This is a genomic window from Mobiluncus curtisii ATCC 43063, assembly GCF_000196535.1.
In the GTDB taxonomy this organism is placed as follows: domain Bacteria; phylum Actinomycetota; class Actinomycetes; order Actinomycetales; family Actinomycetaceae; genus Mobiluncus; species Mobiluncus curtisii.
Window position 1 is genome coordinate 999,135 of sequence record NC_014246.1, and the last position, 16,470, is coordinate 1,015,604.

Genomic DNA, 16,470 nt, shown 5'->3' on the forward strand with positions numbered 1-16,470 from the left:
CTTTATGGAGAAAGGAACTAACGGTGAACAAAACCCGCCGAATCGAAAAATTACAGGGTGGTAAAAATACGATGCTGATAATCCGGTAAATTACACCTGTGTAACCTTTCAGAAAGCTTCTCTACCAGCGCGTATAGTTCGGTCATTTGTCCTAACAAAAACCTACTTGATGTAAAAATGCGGGTTTTTGAAAAAACGTCCCCTGAAGCCCAAAACAAATTAACAAAACTCCTCGACAATTGCTTAGGAACTGCCGATACTTGAATATGTCAGCGCAACAAAGCACTGGACCGCTAGCAGGAAGTTATGCGGGTAATGAGGATCGAGGAATGATCCAGCGAGATAACATGTGAGGTCGTCATGTTTGATTCTGTTGGTTACGTAGCAATGCGTACCGCGCTGGATGGGTTGTCAATGCGTCAGCGAGTCATCGCCGATAACATTGCCAACATTCAGACGCCGGGATTCTTAGCCGGCAAGGTATCGTTTGAAAACGAACTGGCTCGTGCCGTTCAGTTTGGACACCCTGCCACCACGCATATCGCCACTGCACGCTCTTTGGAACCCACTCGCATCGACGGTAACAATGTCAACCTGGACACTGAGACCATTTCGAGTGTGGATACGGTACTGCGCTTTCAGCTGGCTACCCAAGCAATCAGTGGAGAATATACCAACATTCGCTCGGCCATGAGGACGACGTCATGACCACTTTTGGAGCAATCGGCATAGCTGGTACCGGGATGACGGTTAACCGTAAATGGTTGGACTGCATTTCGGATAACATCGCCAACATCAACACCACCAAGCCCATGAACGAGGAAGCCTTCCGGGCGCGCTACGTCGTGGCTCAGGCTGTTGATTACGGGCGTCCAGCCGGCACGATGGTATCGGGCATAGCGCTCGGTGGCACCGATGGTCGGATCGTGTACGACCCCCGCGATCCGAACGCGAACGAAGAAGGGTATGTCCGCCACCCAGATATTGACTTGGGATCACAGATGACCCAGTTGATTATGGCGCAAAGGGCTTACCAGGCGAACGCTGCGGTGGTGGATCGCGCAAAGTCCACTTATGAAGCAGCATTGCAAATCGGGAGGTAAGTAAGCCGTGCCTTACTCTGTAGACGGTATTGGTAGCAGGCTGACCAGTTCTTTGACCGGAACCCAGCAGCTGACCAATGACTTAGTACAATCCCTTGGGTTCTCACGTTCCGCAGCCACCCAAGCCGGTCCGGCACGCCTGGGCACCAATGCCTCGTCCGTCGCCCCGACCGGCACCGGTCTGACTCCGCAGGGTGGAGATGTCCGCGATGTCGCGGAAACCTCTTTCGGCAATATCTTTGCCGATGCGGTGTATAACATGCAGCAACGTGAGAGTACCGCCAAGAAGCTGGGTGTGCAGGCCCTCACGGGGCAACTCAATGATGTCCACCAATACACTATTGCAGCCGCAGAATCCCAGCTGACTATGGAACTGACCTCTACCATTCGGAACAAGGCAGTTGACATGTTCAATGAGATTATGAGGATGCAAGCATAATGCCACCGGTCATTGTAAACGCAGTAGATAAAGTAAAAAATACCGTCGGACAATTTTCCTTAGGACAAAAGACCCTGTCGATTATCGGGGTCGCCGTGCTCATTTTGGGCGGTGTGGTGCTGTACTCTTGGGTGGCAAGCCCGGATTACACCACGCTGTACTCCGGTTTGACCGATAAAGATCAAGCTGCCGTGACTGAACAGCTTGATTCCCAGGGCATCAAATATCAGGTCGCCGACAATGGCGTGGTCAAGGTACCGGCGAAAGATGTGCAAAGCGCGCGCATGAGCTTGGCGGCTGCCGACTTGCCCGCCCAGCCCACCTCCGGTTACGCCGTCTTGGATAACTTAGGCGTAGCAGCTTCCGACTTCCAACAGCAAATGGCAAAGAAACGCGCTCTGGAAGGTGAGTTGGCAAAGACGATTGACACGATGGATGACATTGATAAATCGTCCGTGGCGCTAGCCATCCCGCAAGAGACCGTGTTCGCCGACCCGAAGAAACCCGTTGCCACCACCGCTTCTGTGACCATCACCCCGAAGAATCGCAAGGACGTGTCTAATGACACGGTACAGGCCATCATTAATATGGTCGCGGCATCGGTGCCTAATCTGGATAAAACGGGAGTGACCGTGGTCGATACGTTGGGCAACAGCCTGTCCGACAAGGTCGAAGGGGGCGCCGCCGCGGCTTCAGAAATGGAAAAGAGCTTGGTCGACAAGGCTTTGGCAGTGGTGGAACCCCTGGTCGGAGCCGGTAATGCCCGTGTTTCGGCGCAAGTCGACCTGTCCCAAGACAATCAGGTGAAGACCACTCGGGTCTATACCGACCCGGAGGGCGGGGTTAAACCGCTGTCCGCTTCAAACGCTGCCGAACAGTACAGCGGCGGCGGAGCAGTCGTCGGTGGCGTACTGGGACCGGATAACATTGGGAACCCCTACGAGCTGAATGGCAATAACGGCGGGAATTACACCAATACCCAAAATGTGCAAAACAACGCTGTCAATGAAGAAGTAACCCAGTCGACTCGTGCCCCTGGTGCGGCGCTGCGCAAGTCCGTGTCGGTCGTGTTGAATCAAGAGACCGCCCGGCGGTTGGACATGGCTCAGGTACGTGACATGGTGGCGGCAGCTACCGGTATTGATGCGGCGACTGGAGATGTCGTGAATATCTCGCGTTCTCCGTTCGATGACACCGCCAAGAAAGCTGCGGAAAAGGCTGCGGCTGATGAAGCTGCAGCCGAAGCCGCTGCCAAGACAGCTTCTCTGATTCGGCAGGCGGTCATCGCCGGGCTGATTATCCTGCTGCTGATTATTATCGCGGCGGTGGCAAAGAAACGCGCCAAGGCTCGTGAACGTGAGGCTCTGGACCTCGGCGAGCTGGATCAGCTACCCGATCCGTACACCTTGAGCGCTCCGGAAGAAGAAGCTCTCGAGATTGAAGCTGCCACGATTCCGGAACCCGAACCGGAGCCCGAACCTGAGCCGGAGCCCGAGCCTGAACCGGATCCGATCCTGCTTAAGATTGAAGCTAAGCGCGAGGAAATTGCCGAACTGGCTCTCGATAAACCGCAACTGGTTGCTGAGCAGCTGCGCGCCTGGATGGGAGGTCGCTAATCATGGTAATGTCGCAAGCCCTGACTCTGAGCGGGCTGCAGAAAGCTGCCTTGTTGCTGATTCAAATCGGCAAAGACCGTGCTGCTCGCGTCATGAGCGAAATGAATGATGATGAAGTCGAGGCACTGTCGGCTGAAATTTTGCGGATGACCAATGTCCCCCGCGAAATCACCGCAGATGTTATTGACGAGTTCTATGAAAACTCCATAGCCTCCGCCAGTTTGCAGCTGGGGCGCGGTGGTCTGGATTACGCTCAAAAAGTTTTGGAACAGACTTTCGGTCGGGAAAAAGCTGCGGAAATCATGGAACGCCTGATGCAGGGAATGCAGGGGCAGCCTTTTGACTTCCTGAAATCCGCCGACCCGCGGGAAATCGTGACCTTGGTTTCCGCCGAGCACCCGCAGACGATTGCCCTGGTGCTGGCGCATCTGCGTCCGGATCATGCCGCGCGAGTCATGGCAGGTTTAGGACCGAAACTCCAGGGCGAAGTGGCAGTGCGCATCGCTCAGATGGAACGGGCGAACCCCGAAATGGTGGCGTTGGTCGCTGAGTCCCTGCAAAAGAAGGCTGAGCAAGTCATTAACTCCGAAGAAATGCAAGCTATCGGTGGTGTTGAACCGCTTGTCGACATCATCAACCGGGCGGATCCGGGCACGGAAAAGATGATTCTGACCGGACTGGAGGAACGCGACGAAGACCTGGCTGACGAAGTTCGCTCCCGGATGTTCGTCTTTGAAGACATCGTTATGCTGGAAGATCGTGGTATTCAGCTGGTGCTGCGGCAAGTCGACGGGGCGCGCCTGGCGATGGCTCTCAAGGGTACTCACGAAGATTTGCGTTCTCGCCTGATGAAGAACCTCTCCGAGCGTGCTCGCCAGAATGTTATGGAAGAAATCGACATGCTGGGCAGTGTGCGCATGAGCCAGGTGCAAGAGGCCCGTTCCGAAATCGTGCAGCTGATTCGCAAGATGGAGGAATCTGGACAAATTGTCATCCGCCGCGAGGAGGAAGACGAATATGTGGCTTGATCAAGACCTTTTGGAGGTCAAAGAAAACCAGCGCCGCGGCGGTGTGCCCAATCCGGTGGCTTTGTCTACCGCTGCGGGGGCGAACTCTGCCGGAGCCTTCCGCTTGGCAGGAGCAACAAACCAAATCAAGGGCGACGGGAAGTCATCGCAGGCTTTCGGATACGCCAAAGGTTTTTCCTCCGGGTGGGCAGCCGGTCAAAAGCGGGCGACTCGTGAAGCCGAACAGGAACGCCACATCCTCAATGAGGAGGCGCGTTTGGCTGAAGAATCTCGCACCGAGGCGTATGTCGACGCGATGGACGAAATCCAGGCTATCGCCGATGCGGTTTCCTCCCGTGATGCCCTGGTCATCGAAGAAATGAAAGCCGCGCTGATGGAAGCGGCGCTGGATTTAGCGGAAGCCCTATTAGGGGCGGAACTGTCCGACGAACCGACTCGCGCCAAGGCAGCGTTACAGCGAGCTTTGTCGATGAATGACCCGAAAGACATTGTGAAGGTCAATATGAACCCACAGGATGTGGCTACGCTGACCAGCTTGGGCGTGGATTGCCCGGTGGAGCTGGTTCCCGATTCGGAACTGGATCCGGGTGACGCGGTGGCTTACATGCCGGAGGGGTTGCTGGATGCCCGGCTGACTTCGGCTGTGCGGCGTGCGCGAGAGGCTCTGGCGTCCGCCCAAGCAGCCGAGGAGTGAGCGCCTTGGAGCTGGCTACTTTACCATCTTTCGTGAGTCTGCTGAATGCCTCACGTCCGCAGCGGGTCGGCGAGGTGGAATCCGTCGTGGGCTTGTCTGTCCGGGTTCGCGGTTTGCAGTGCTCTGTAGGTGAAGTCGTGCTGGTGGGGGACGACCCCGGTGTCCCCGCCGAAGTGGTGGCGCTGGATGCGGGTATCGCCTCGTGTATGCCTCTGGATAACCTGGACGGTCTGCGGGTCGGTTCCCCGGTGCGCGGTACCGGCTTACCTGCCACAGTTCCGGTCGGTCCGGCTCTGCTGGGACGGGTTATCGACGCTGCCGGACGCCCGCTGGATGGCAAAGGTCCGATTTATGCGGCTGACCGGGTACCGATTCATGGAGCGGCTCCCAATGCTTTGGAACGTGCCCGGATTGATATGCCGGTCGCGATGGGGGTGCGTGTCCTGGACACGCTGGTGACGTTAGGGCGCGGTCAGCGCATCGGCTTGTTTGCTGGTTCCGGGGTCGGTAAATCGACATTGATGTCGATGATTGCACGTGGCACGAATGCTGAAGTGTGTGTGATTGCCCTGGTGGGTGAGCGTGGACGGGAAGTCCGTGAGTTCTTGGAAGATGATTTGGGCGAGGAGGGTTTGTCCCGTTCGGTCGTGGTGGTGGCGACTTCGGATGAGTCCCCGATGCTGCGTAAACGCGCCGCCTTCACTGCCACCCGCGTCGCCGAGTACTACCGGGATGCCGGTCGCCACGTCCTGCTGATGATGGATTCCCTGACCCGTACCTGTATGGCACAGCGCGAAATTGGTCTCTCTGTAGGTGAACCGCCCGCTACTCGCGGCTATCCACCTTCGACTTTCTCGATGATGGCGCAATTGCTGGAACGAGCAGGTTCCGGTGCTATCGGGTCTGTGACCGGCATTTACACCGTGCTTGTGGATGGGGATGACCATAATGAACCCATTGCTGACCAGGCACGTTCTATCCTGGATGGGCACGTCGTGCTGGATCGGAAACTGGCGGTGGCGGGACACTATCCGGCTATCGACGCGCTGGGTTCTATCTCCAGGGTGGCATCCAAAGTCACGACGCGGGAGCAACGGGAAGCTGCAACCGCTTTGCGTCAGATTATGGGGGCAAAACGTTCTGTGCAGGACTTGCTGGATGTGGGGGCTTACCAGGCGGGCACCAATCCCGAGGTGGATACGGCAGTGAAATATGATGCCGAGATTGAAGCATTCCTGACGCAAAAGACTGACGAGAAGGTCGAATTCGACGCAGCTTGGTCGCAACTGTTCGACCTCTATCAGGCTTTCAAGTCTGAGGAAGCGGCATAGGGGTGGTGTAAATGGTGGATCGCGCATTTCGTCTCCAGGGTTTACTGAATTTGCGTCAGCTGCAAGAGGATCAGGCGGCAGGTCGTCTCGCCTCGGCTCACGCTGACTTAAACCACGCTGACCAGCAACTGTCCTCGGCGCGGGAACGTCTCGGTTCCATGCAGACTTCCGGAGCCACCAACCTCGCCGTCGCTGCGGCGATGCGTAACGCGGCAATGATGCAGATTAAAGAGGGAATTGCGCGAAAAGAGTACGCGCAAGCGGTGGTCGATCAGCGTCAGGATGAATGGCAGGGAGCGCGACGCCTGACTGCAACCTTAGAAAAGCTTGAAAATCGTCATGCGGAAGAAGTTATTGCCGATGACTTACACAAGGAACAAGTTGTCCTTGATGAGTTAGCGTCTCATATGGGCAACTCTGGCAGTGCCACGGAAGGCAAAACCGGTGCGGAACTGCGTGTCCGCACAAGGAGGGAGACGCTCCCGGAGGAGCCTGTGGCAGGCTCGGTCGGTCAGCGATACCCGGCTTTTGCCGAGGGAGGTAAATTGTGAGCCTGGCTAGTGTCCAGTCACGAATCAGTGCGATTCAAGACATGATTAACGCGTTGAATAATCACGGTCGTCCCCCCGTCTCTCTGACTGAGAGCGGGGCGGCTGGTTCTGCGTCGAAAACTTCCGGGACTTCCGGGGATTTCAGCGCCAAGCTAGCCAGCCAGATTTCCGCGGCTAACAAGTCCACACCCACCCGGGTCTCCGGAAAAGGGGAAATTCAGGGAGTCCCGGGGACAGCTGAAGCATTTGTGGAAAAGGTGCGCTCCTACATCGGGGTGCCTTACGTGTGGGGTGGTACGGATCCCGCCAAGGGACTGGATTGTTCCGGATTGGTGCAGACTGCTGCCAGGCAGGTCGGGGTGACGCTGCCGCGCGTCACTTATGATCAGCAGCATTCCGGCGTGGAAGTGGACGGGATTAAGAATGCGAAACCAGGCGACCTGCTGATTACGCGCAATTCTGGGCACGTGGCGGTTTATGTCGGCAACGGTAAAGCCATTCATGCGCCACGTCCGGGCAAGACCGTGACGGAAATTAACGTTTCTGACTTGGGCCCGATTGTGACCATCCGCCGTGTCATGCGTTCCGCTGGTGACGCGCCCGGAGCTGCTCCGGTCGCAAATCCGCGCCCCGCCCCGCATCCCGCAGTCGCACCTCGGAGGCCTTCGGCTGGCACGCCTTCGCCTGTTCCTGCGGTGCGGGAAAATCCCGCAGCTCCGAGCCACGGCAGTGCGACGACGCCGGGTGCGGCGGGGTCAGGTTTGGCGAGTTTGCTGGGAGCTTTGGACAATACGTCTCTGCCACAAAATAACGCTGTGCCTGGCGCAGCGAACCCCGGTGCGGCTAATCCGGGCAACTCGTCCGCTGACTTGGCAGCTGCGCTGGTAGGAGCTTTGTCAGGAGCGGGGGCAGGCACGGCGGGGGCTAATCCGCTGGCGTCCCTGTTGGGTACCGCCAATTCGAATAATTCTTACAGCTCGACACTGCTCAGTCAGTTCCTGGGAGGGTCCTCCCTGTACGGTGCTAACGCTGCTGGTGGCTTGGGAGCTTTGATAGGTAACCAAGGCACGATGGGAGCCAACGCAAGCCTGAGCAATACCGCTTCGTCCTTAAGCGCGTTGGGCGCCCTACGTTCTTCTCTGGGGGTGTGACATGATTGATATTAAGGACACGAATGCGGCAGCGATTGCTGCCCAAGCCGCTTCATCAGGCGCGAAAGCCGCCGACACCACTGCTTTTGAGTCGCTCATGAGTGCGTTAGCGACCGAAGCGCGCACTCCCGCGGCAGGCGTGGCGCGTCACGGGGAAAACCACCCCGACCCGGCTCGTGATTCCCGCCCTGCTGCGGCAAAGCCTTCCCACGCGCGGACCCCCGAACCGGTGGCGACGGTACGCCCGTCCAGTACCCGTCGTGGTGCCACCAATCGACCGGAGGAAGCGCGAGCCGACAAGCCGGCGCGCCCGGAACGACTCGAACGCAACGAGCGCCCGGGTCGCCCCGAGCGACCCGAAAAAGTTGCGGCGCAGGATCAGACCAGCGATGGTAAGCGCGCCGAAGACGCGAAATCCACAGATAAGCCGGCTGATGATGCGAGCAAATCGGCTGATGCGGCGCAAACCTCGGATTCCACTTCCGTCGCGGAGACTACCGCGACTGACACGATGACAGCGTCAACCGGGGTGAATGTCGCTGCCGAGATTGTGGAAACGCTGGCGGAAACCCCAGTCGCAACGCCAGAAGTTTCCCCGGAGGAACTGACCGTTTCGCTCACCTCAGAGGAAACCGCGGCACCTGCCACGACCCCACTGGTGAATCCTGCAAAGTCGACTCCGGAAACTGTGGAAGTCGCTCCCCTGCAGCCCGAAACCGCTCCGGACACTCCGGAGCTTCCCGCTGCGCCCACCACGACAGCGCCGGAGTCAGAACTAATCGACGGGGCAGACATTGCCGCCCAGTTGAAATCTGGCAAAGCCCCGTCGCTCCTCCCGGCACTGCCCGAGACCGTGGCTCCCGTGATGCCGGAGGGAATCGAGCCTGCACAGATTATGGCAGAAGCGGTGGCGGCAGCTGCGCAAACCGCTGGTAACAGCGCAAATACGACAGCTGCGGGAGGGGCTAACGCGGGGACCTCCGCGGTGAGCGCCGTGTCCGGTACTTCTGCTCAGACCACCCCCGTGGCTTCCGCCGCGCCGGCTGCCGCTCCTGCCGTATCCACCCCGAACCCGGTGAGCCAGGCTGCGCCGACTTACGCCCCGAACCTGAACCAACAGCTTTTTGATCAGATGCAACACCAGCTGTCGCGGTTGAAAATGTTGGGTCAGGGTCAACACCAGTTGAAGTTGGCTATCAATCCCGAGACGTTCGGTCCGGTGCGGGTGGCAGCGAACTTCCACGCTGACGGCACGGTGCATTTGCAGCTGCTGGGAGCGTCGGAGGCGGCGCGCGAACAGCTGCGCCAAGCCCTGAGTGACTTGCGTCGCGACCTGGCGTCTACCGGGTTGCAGGCGGATTTGGATGTGGCGACAGACGCCCAAGAGTTTGCCCAGTTCACGGGCGCGGGAGCCGGTTCTTCCGACAAGGAAACCGGACAGGCTCGCCAGGCGGGCGCAGCCGGAACGGATGGAACCGAAACTGAAACAGAAAACGTCGTGACCCAGCCGAAAGTCGGTGACGTCCTAAAGGACGGCACCGACGGTTCGGTGGATATGTTCGCGTGATTGTGAGGAGAAGATAATGCCAGTTGATGCAGTAGGCGCCGGGGCTAATCCGATTGTGGATAACTACACAATCGGGGCGAACGCCAAGGCAAAAGAGGACGCGAAGACCCTCGCCACCACCAAGGAAATGAGCCAGGCGGAGAAAGAAGCCCTGTTCCTTAAGAAAATGAACCAGGGACAGAAAACTGACAAGGCTGCTCAAACGAAGGAAAACCCCGGCAAACTGGGCAAAGACGACTTCATGAAGCTGCTGTTGGCAACGTTGAAGTACCAGGATCCGACCGAGCCCATGGATACCGCAAAACTGCTGGAACAGACCTCGACCATGACGAACATGGAACAGATGATTCAGATGACCGAGGCCTCCAAGAAGTCTTTTGAGGCGCAACAGCGCGCTCAGGGTACGACCATGGTCGGCAAGACCGCCGTGTATGACGCGGTTGATGCCCAGGGCAACGCCGTGACCACCGCCGGAAAGATTGATGCTGTCGAGTTCCTGGCTGACGGTAAGGTCTTGGCTCATATCGGCAAAGAAAAGGTGGAGATGTCTGACATCCTGGGTATTGCGGACCCGACGGAAAATTCACCGTTGGATAAAGCCATTAGTGATGCGGTGAAAGAAGGTAAAAAGCCCGGTGCGGCTGCCGAACCTCAGAAGACACCAGCAGCTGCGGGAGCTGCCGCTGCTGCGGAAACCACGCCGGGGCAAACGGGAGCGACTCCCACCCCGGCGACACAGACTAATAATCAAGCAACCAACACTCCAGCCCCCGCGGCTTAATCTAGTAAAGGAAAAGAGAAAATGTTACGTTCACTGTTTACCGGGATTTCGGGCTTGAGTGTCCACCAGACCATGCTCGATGTGACTTCCAACAACATTGCTAACGTCAATACCACTGGGTTTAAGAGCGCGTCGACTCGTTTCGAGGACACGTTCAGCCAGCTGGTGCGTTCCGGGGCAGCCCCCCGACTGAACGAACGTGGCGGGATGAACCCCGCGCAGGTCGGTTTGGGTGTGAAGCTCCAGTCCATCACCCAAAACTTCACCGGCGGCGCTGCCCAGATGACGGGTCGTAACCTGGACACCATGATTAATGGCGACGGGTTCTATGTCCTGCGCAAAACGAACGGTTCCAGCGTCTACACCCGTAACGGCTCCTTTGGTTTGGACGCCCAAGGTCAGGTCGTGGCGGCGGACGGCTCGTTCGTACAGGGCTGGATGGGAGACAAGGACGGTACTATTAACGCTTCGGGTACCCCCGGCAATATCACCTTGCCGTTAACCAAGACGGTAGAAGGCAGACCGACTACCAAGGTCATTTACGGTGGCAACATTCCCGCTGACCAGATTTACATGGATCCGACCGGCTCCAAGACTTCCCCGGACAACGCGTTCCAGCGTTCCCAAATCGTGCACGCTTACGATGACAAGGGCAACCCGCACGATGTCCTGCTGACCTTCGCGCGTAACGATTTTGCCAATCCGGGTTCGGAACCAATGTGGGAGCTGCGTGCTTATGACGCAAACGTGTTCAAAGAACTGGACGAAACTCAACGTGAAAAGCTCACGAATGACGGTGGGGCACGCATCGCATTAGAGGTTGAAGACGGAGGTTCGGTCAGCATCGGCGGTTCAAAGGTCAAACCTGCTGATGGCGATGGCGTATTGAATTTCAAGTTTAAGACCGACGGTACCTTGGACGAGGATTCCCTGAAAGCCATGAAGACCGTCAAATTCAAACTGGATCAGGTGAATGTGAATGAAACAACGACCCCGAAGTCGTCAAGCATTTTACAGCCGAATGTCACCAAGCAGCCGATTAACCTGGATCTATCGGCTCTGACCGGCTTCGGTGGGGTTAATAACTTCGGTCAAAAGCAGGTCGATGGCAATATGGCAGGCTACATGACGGGGTACTCGGTCGAGGCTGACGGCACAATTCGCGGCACGTTCTCGAACGGGGATAACCGTGCGTTGGCGCGTATCGCTGTGGCGAGCTTTGCCAACCCGCTGGGCTTGGAAAAGGCGGGCAGTTCTTACTTCGTGGAAACGGGTAACTCTGGTCAGCCCCAGATTGGCGAAGCTGGCACCGGTCAGCGTGGCGCCATGACGGGTGGCGCCATCGAAATGTCGAACGTCGACCTGGCTGCCGAGTTCACGAACCTGATTCTGTCCCAGCGCGGTTTCCAGGCGAACAGCCGGGTCATCACCACCTCGGATGAAATCCTGCAGGAACTGGTGAATATGAAGCGCTAGGTCAGGGATAGACCGGGAGTGAGTCAGGGGTGAAAATTCCAGCATAATTCCCGGAAAAATCCCGAAAAACCTTTAGATCTCAGAAAAAGCACCGAAGTTAAGAAAAATCGCGGAGAGGAGCAGCCATGATTGCGTTGACACGCTTGGGCGGGTCGGACTTTGTCCTGAATCCCGACCTGATTGAGCGCGTCGAGTCAACGCCTGACACGATTATCGTCATGGTGGATGCTACCCGCTACGTGGTTTCCCAGACCGTGACCGAAGTCATCGCACTGATTCGTGAGGATCGCGCCCGCCTGCTGGCTCGCGTGGAGGAACTCATCCAAGATGATTCCCGGACTTTGGCTTCCGCGGCGAAGCTGACCGTGGTGAACATACAGAAAGATTCGGAGGACTAAGTATGGATCCCGCAGCAATTGTTGGCGTAGTTGGCGCACTGGCAGCCGTAGTAGCCATGCTGTACATGGAGGGTGCTGAGATTTCAAACATCTTGCTGCCCCCTCCGATGATTCTGGTGTTCGGTGGAACCGTCCTGGCAACGATGGCGTCTTTCACTATGAGGGACTTCCTCTATGCGTTTGGCAGGATTCCAAAGGCCTTTACCGCCAAGGTTCCGGATGCCACCGACGCGATTGACACCATTGTGTCGCTGTCGGAAAAGGCTCGTCGCGAAGGTTTGTTGGCGTTGGAAGATGCTGCGAAGGGCATTGAAGATCAGTTCATGCGCGAGGGTCTCATGGCAGCCATTGACGGTATGGATCCCGAAGATTTGCGGTCTATGCTGTCTGACAAGATTGAGGCTCGTAAGCAATCGGATAAATCCGCCTACGGATTCTTTAAGCAAGCCGGCGGTTATGCCCCGACTATCGGCATCATCGGCACCGTGATTTCCCTGGTCCACGTGTTGACGCAGTTGTCCGAGCCAGAAACCTTGGGTCCGCTGATTGCTTCGGCTTTCGTGGCTACCCTGTGGGGTCTGATGAGTGCGAACATGATTTGGTTGCCGCTTTCCTCCCGGATGGAGAGGATTTCTACGCTGGAGTTGGCGCGGATGGAAATCGTCACGGAAGGGCTCATCAGTCTGCAATCCGGGGCGAACCCGCGTCAGGTCGGTGAACGTCTGCGCTCATTGATTCCGCCGAACCAGTTAAAGGGTGAAAAAGGCGAAAAAGCCGCCTAACCCGAACTTGTGACCCGAACACCAATTTCCCGTAACTCACCGAGAGGAGGCACCTACCGTGGCCAAGCGTAAGCATGAATGCCCGGAACCTGATAACACCGAGCGTTGGGCAGTATCCTACCTGGACATGATTACCGTCATGATGTGCCTGTTCCTGGTGCTGTACGCGATTTCACAAGTCGACCAGGGCAAGCTGTCGAAACTGCGCACCTCCCTGGCGGCAGGTTTCAATTCCACCATCCAGATTGCCAATCCCCTCCAAACCGATGGCGGACTGGGGATTTTGGCAGGGTCCACCTCGGCGGTGCAGCTGGGGACCCTAATGGGGAACCTGAACCAAAATCCTGAATCGCAGCCCGAACGTATCCAAGCCATGCGGGAAGCCAGTCACCTGAACTCAATTAAGAAGCAGGTCGAGGAACAATTAAAGGACGCCGGCAAGGAAGGCTCCCTGGCAATGCGGATTACCGACAAGGGTCTGGTGCTGGGTATGGTCGCCAACGATACCTATTTCAAGACTGGCGATGCGACGATTCAGCCCACTGCGCGGGAAGTCTTGAAAGCAATTTCGCCGACCCTGATGTCTATCGAAGAGGGCATCGCCATCGAAGGTTACGCTGACCCGCAGCCAATTTCCAGTGCAAAATTCCCCTCGAACTATCACTTGGCTTCAGCGCGGGCTATCGAGGTGCTAATTGCCCTCAAAGATGACGGCGTGCCCGGAACGAAGCTGCGTTCGATTTCTTATGGGGCAGACCACCAGACTGAGGCTACTCCCGGTCAGGATGCTTGGGCTTTCAATAGGCGGGTGGATATTGTAATCATGTCCACCGCGAAGGATTCTGTCCGTGCCCTCCTGCCCGATGCGGCTAAACAGCTTTCCGGAGATGGCAACATTGCCCCGGCAGCGCCCCAAATCGGACCGTCCCCGCAGCCAGCGTCCCCGGAGGGCGCTCAAAGCTCAGAGGGAGATGCGGGCTGAGGTGCGGTGAGCTCAGCGAGCTGTGACGTGAGGAAAGCTATAATTCTGACGTCAAGCAGCCCCGAGAGCAGGACTTTATAGGTAACGTAGAGAAGGATAATGCGAGTCGCCCCGGTGTCGGTGATTTTGAGAGTCTCTGACGCGGTGCGATTCTAAACACAGACCAAAACCGGCCACAATGGTCAGGACTTTAGGGAGGAAATATGCCAGTCGGAGTTGGAGCGAAACCAGCGGGAGGCACCGCAGCAAGACCGGCCCCAGCGGCCGCTAAGCCGGCTGCGCCCCCGACCGCGCCCCCGGCAGGAGCGAATCCCGGCGGTGGCGGTGGCTTGAAAAAGATTCTCGTCATCGTCCTGATTGTGGTGATTTTGGCAGTCTTAGCGGTAGGTGTGTTCCTGGCGCTGAAACTGCTGGGTGTTTTCGGCGGGGGAGGCGACGAGGACACTCCGAAACCTGCGAAAACCACCAAGGCTTTGGTGATGGGTGAACTCTCGGTGTCGACCGGGGAGCCACTCAGCATCAACCTCGATGACGGCTATATGTCGTTTGCTGCCACGATTTACTTTGATGAAGATGTCAAGGCAGAAGGCGAGGGCAGCTCAGAAATTGATCCGTCCCCGGCTCGTGATGCGGCTTTGCGGATATTCAAAGGCATGAAAAAAGAAGACTTTGATAAGTCCGGTGCGATAGAGGAGATGAAAAAGAAATATACTGCGGAGCTGAACAAGAGTCCGATTCCGCCTTATAACGGACACGTGGTAACCGTTCAGTTCACCACTTTCGCGTATCAGTAAATCTCACTGGTGATACCGGGGACGCCCTGATACGGGAGACGATTCTTTCTCATAACGCCAGGAAACCCCCAAATCTACCGGTTGACCTGGATAAAATGGACAGCGATGGCAAAGACAAATATCGTTCAGACCGATGTGGATGCGAGAGTTTACGACTTTAGTAAACCTATGAAGCTCCCGCGCGAGTACGCGCGCATTATGGAGATGGCCCTGGAAGCCTTCACCCGACACTGGGTTAATCAGCTGGTGGGACGCCTGCATGTGGTAATCACCGGCGAAGTCGGGGATCTGTCCATGCGTTCCTACGATGACTACATTAAGACCCTGCCTAATCAGACCCTGATGGTGATTATCGATTTCCAAGGGGGGCGCAACAAGGGGGTCCTACAGTTCCCTCGTCAGACTGCTCTCGCCTGGGTCGATCACCTGCTGGGTGGCACCGGAGACGTGGAATCCACTCCGGACCGGGAACTGACTGAGGTGGAAGTTTCTGTACTCATTGACTTCCTCAAGCGGGTGCTGGCTGACCTCGATATAGCTTTCCAATCCATGCTGCCGCTGGACAGTCAGTTCCGCACCATCGAATATGCTCCGCAGTTTGTGCAGGTCGTAGACGGCTCCACCCCGGTGTTGTTTGCTCCGATTACTTTGACTGCGGGGGAACATCTGGACGACTGCTCCATCATGATGCCGGTGTCGATGATTACGGATGCAATCCATCAGGGGGACGTGCACGATACTCGTACCGAACAGCAAAAGGCGGAAGCCGCGGCGGTGCGTCAACACCTGGTAGATACGTTAGAAGACGTGCCGATTGGGGTAGCGGTGCGTTTCACTCCGCGCAATGTTAATCCGCGCGAACTCGATGGTCTGGCTATCGGTGATACCTTACCTTTAATACACCCGACTTCCCGACCTCTAGACTTGGTGGTTGGGGATTTGATTTTGGCAGAAACCGCTGCTGGAACTTCCGGGTCGCGTCTAGCGGCGATGGTGGTTTCCGTTAACAAAGGAGAAAAGAAATGAGCGTGACCCCGAACCAGGTACTGGAAGCTGCCCAGGCAGCCATCCCCCTGCTGCCCTCAACCACGGAGCTCACCGCATCCTCGTGGGAGCCTGGCGACCCGATGCCGGGTGCTGATTCTCCCGCCGTTGTCACGACTTTATCCTCCGAGGAATCCCTGCAGGTGTGTTTGGTGGCGTCCTCCATCATTGCCGAGGCATTAGAGGGCGCGGAGGGAATGACCCAGACCCAGGCTTTGCTGCCGGCGTTGCAAGCGGCTGCTTCTTCCCTGGGCACCGGGGTTATGGAAGATACCACCGAGGGCACGGTTGATGACCTGCTGAACAGCGAGGACTGGACCAAAGTCACTTTGGTGGCAGACGGCACAGTGGAAGGCTGGCTGGCAGTACGCCCCGCACCGGCAGCTCCGAAATCTGCCCCCGCGGAGGAAGCTAAAGCTGCCCCGGAAGGTCCAATCACCCAATCTACTGCCACTCCGGAACAGCGTGCGGAGTCGATGAAGCTGCTCTATGACGTCGAGATGACCTTGACGGCAGAAATCGGGCGGACCAAGCTGGCAGTGCATGACGTGCTGGATTTGTCCCCCGGCTCGGTGATTGAGCTGGATCGTTCGGCAGGTTCAGCTGCTGACGTGATGGTGAACGGTCGCTTGATTGCTCGCGGAGAGATTGTCGTGGTTGACGAAGAATACGGCATCCGCATTACGGAAATTGTCTCTCTGGCGGATCAACAGAATCAGAGCCAGTCCTAGCG

The 16,470-nt window shown here is 57.2% G+C and carries 18 protein-coding genes; all 18 read left to right on the top strand.

The window, feature by feature from the left end:
• The first annotated feature begins 360 nt into the window (after positions 1–360).
• The 18 genes from flgB (at position 361) to fliN (ending at position 16,468) form a co-directional block, all read left to right on the top strand.
• Positions 361–708, top strand: coding sequence for a flagellar basal body rod protein FlgB (gene flgB / locus HMPREF0573_RS04240; RefSeq protein WP_004007580.1), 348 nt, complete (start codon positions 361–363; stop codon positions 706–708).
• Positions 705–1,103, top strand: a complete 399-nt coding sequence (gene flgC / locus HMPREF0573_RS04245; RefSeq protein WP_004007579.1) for a flagellar basal body rod protein FlgC — start codon at positions 705–707, stop codon at positions 1,101–1,103. The genes flgB and flgC overlap by 4 nt, the downstream gene beginning before the upstream one ends.
• A gap of 7 nt (positions 1,104–1,110) precedes the next feature.
• Positions 1,111–1,542, top strand: coding sequence for a flagellar hook-basal body complex protein FliE (gene fliE, locus HMPREF0573_RS04250; RefSeq protein WP_004007578.1), 432 nt, complete (start codon positions 1,111–1,113; stop codon positions 1,540–1,542).
• On the top strand, positions 1,542–3,158 hold the full coding sequence (gene fliF, locus HMPREF0573_RS04255) for a flagellar basal-body MS-ring/collar protein FliF (protein WP_004007577.1): 1,617 nt from the start codon (positions 1,542–1,544) through the stop codon (positions 3,156–3,158). Before fliE ends, fliF begins: the two co-directional genes overlap by 1 nt.
• Positions 3,159–3,160: 2 nt before the next feature.
• Complete coding sequence (fliG, locus tag HMPREF0573_RS04260; protein ID WP_004007576.1) at positions 3,161–4,186, top strand: flagellar motor switch protein FliG; 1,026 nt, start codon at positions 3,161–3,163, stop codon at positions 4,184–4,186.
• A complete protein-coding gene (locus tag HMPREF0573_RS04265; protein WP_004007575.1) occupies positions 4,176–4,880 on the top strand; it encodes a FliH/SctL family protein in 705 nt (234 codons plus the stop codon). Before fliG ends, HMPREF0573_RS04265 begins: the two co-directional genes overlap by 11 nt.
• The gene (locus tag HMPREF0573_RS04270; protein ID WP_004007574.1) at positions 4,877–6,211 is read left to right on the top strand and encodes a FliI/YscN family ATPase; all 1,335 of its coding nucleotides are present in this window, start codon (positions 4,877–4,879) and stop codon (positions 6,209–6,211) included. The genes HMPREF0573_RS04265 and HMPREF0573_RS04270 overlap by 4 nt, the downstream gene beginning before the upstream one ends.
• Before the next feature lie 11 nt (positions 6,212–6,222).
• Entirely contained in the window at positions 6,223–6,762 is a 540-nt protein-coding gene (locus HMPREF0573_RS04275) for a flagellar export protein FliJ (RefSeq protein ID WP_004007573.1), read from the top strand.
• A complete protein-coding gene (locus HMPREF0573_RS04280) occupies positions 6,759–7,913 on the top strand; it encodes a C40 family peptidase (RefSeq protein WP_013189005.1) in 1,155 nt (384 codons plus the stop codon). The genes HMPREF0573_RS04275 and HMPREF0573_RS04280 overlap by 4 nt, the downstream gene beginning before the upstream one ends.
• Before the next feature lies 1 nt (position 7,914).
• Positions 7,915–9,480, top strand: coding sequence for a flagellar hook-length control protein FliK (locus HMPREF0573_RS04285; protein WP_013189006.1), 1,566 nt, complete (start codon positions 7,915–7,917; stop codon positions 9,478–9,480).
• 16 nt (positions 9,481–9,496) lie between these two features.
• On the top strand, positions 9,497–10,261 hold the full coding sequence (locus tag HMPREF0573_RS04290; RefSeq protein ID WP_004007570.1) for a flagellar hook assembly protein FlgD: 765 nt from the start codon (positions 9,497–9,499) through the stop codon (positions 10,259–10,261).
• 21 nt (positions 10,262–10,282) lie between these two features.
• A complete protein-coding gene (locus HMPREF0573_RS04295) occupies positions 10,283–11,737 on the top strand; it encodes a flagellar hook protein FlgE (RefSeq protein ID WP_004007569.1) in 1,455 nt (484 codons plus the stop codon).
• Between the two features lie 125 nt (positions 11,738–11,862).
• Entirely contained in the window at positions 11,863–12,135 is a 273-nt protein-coding gene (locus HMPREF0573_RS04300; RefSeq protein ID WP_004007568.1) for a flagellar FlbD family protein, read from the top strand.
• A 2-nt stretch (positions 12,136–12,137) separates the two neighbouring features.
• Positions 12,138–12,917: a motility protein A gene (locus tag HMPREF0573_RS04305; RefSeq protein ID WP_004007567.1), complete on the top strand. Its 780-nt coding sequence runs from the start codon at positions 12,138–12,140 to the stop codon at positions 12,915–12,917.
• A gap of 58 nt (positions 12,918–12,975) precedes the next feature.
• Positions 12,976–13,899: a flagellar motor protein MotB gene (locus HMPREF0573_RS04310; RefSeq protein WP_004007566.1), complete on the top strand. Its 924-nt coding sequence runs from the start codon at positions 12,976–12,978 to the stop codon at positions 13,897–13,899.
• Between the two features lie 203 nt (positions 13,900–14,102).
• Positions 14,103–14,693 (top strand): flagellar basal body-associated FliL family protein, encoded by a 591-nt coding sequence (locus HMPREF0573_RS04315; RefSeq protein WP_004007565.1) that lies wholly within the window; start codon positions 14,103–14,105, stop codon positions 14,691–14,693.
• 105 nt (positions 14,694–14,798) lie between these two features.
• Positions 14,799–15,719 carry a flagellar motor switch protein FliM gene (locus HMPREF0573_RS04320; protein ID WP_004007564.1) on the top strand — a complete coding sequence of 307 codons (921 nt, stop codon included), beginning with the start codon at positions 14,799–14,801 and terminating at the stop codon, positions 15,717–15,719.
• Positions 15,716–16,468 carry a flagellar motor switch protein FliN gene (gene fliN / locus HMPREF0573_RS04325; RefSeq protein WP_013189007.1) on the top strand — a complete coding sequence of 251 codons (753 nt, stop codon included), beginning with the start codon at positions 15,716–15,718 and terminating at the stop codon, positions 16,466–16,468. The genes HMPREF0573_RS04320 and fliN overlap by 4 nt, the downstream gene beginning before the upstream one ends.
• The last annotated feature ends 2 nt before the right edge of the window (positions 16,469–16,470 follow it).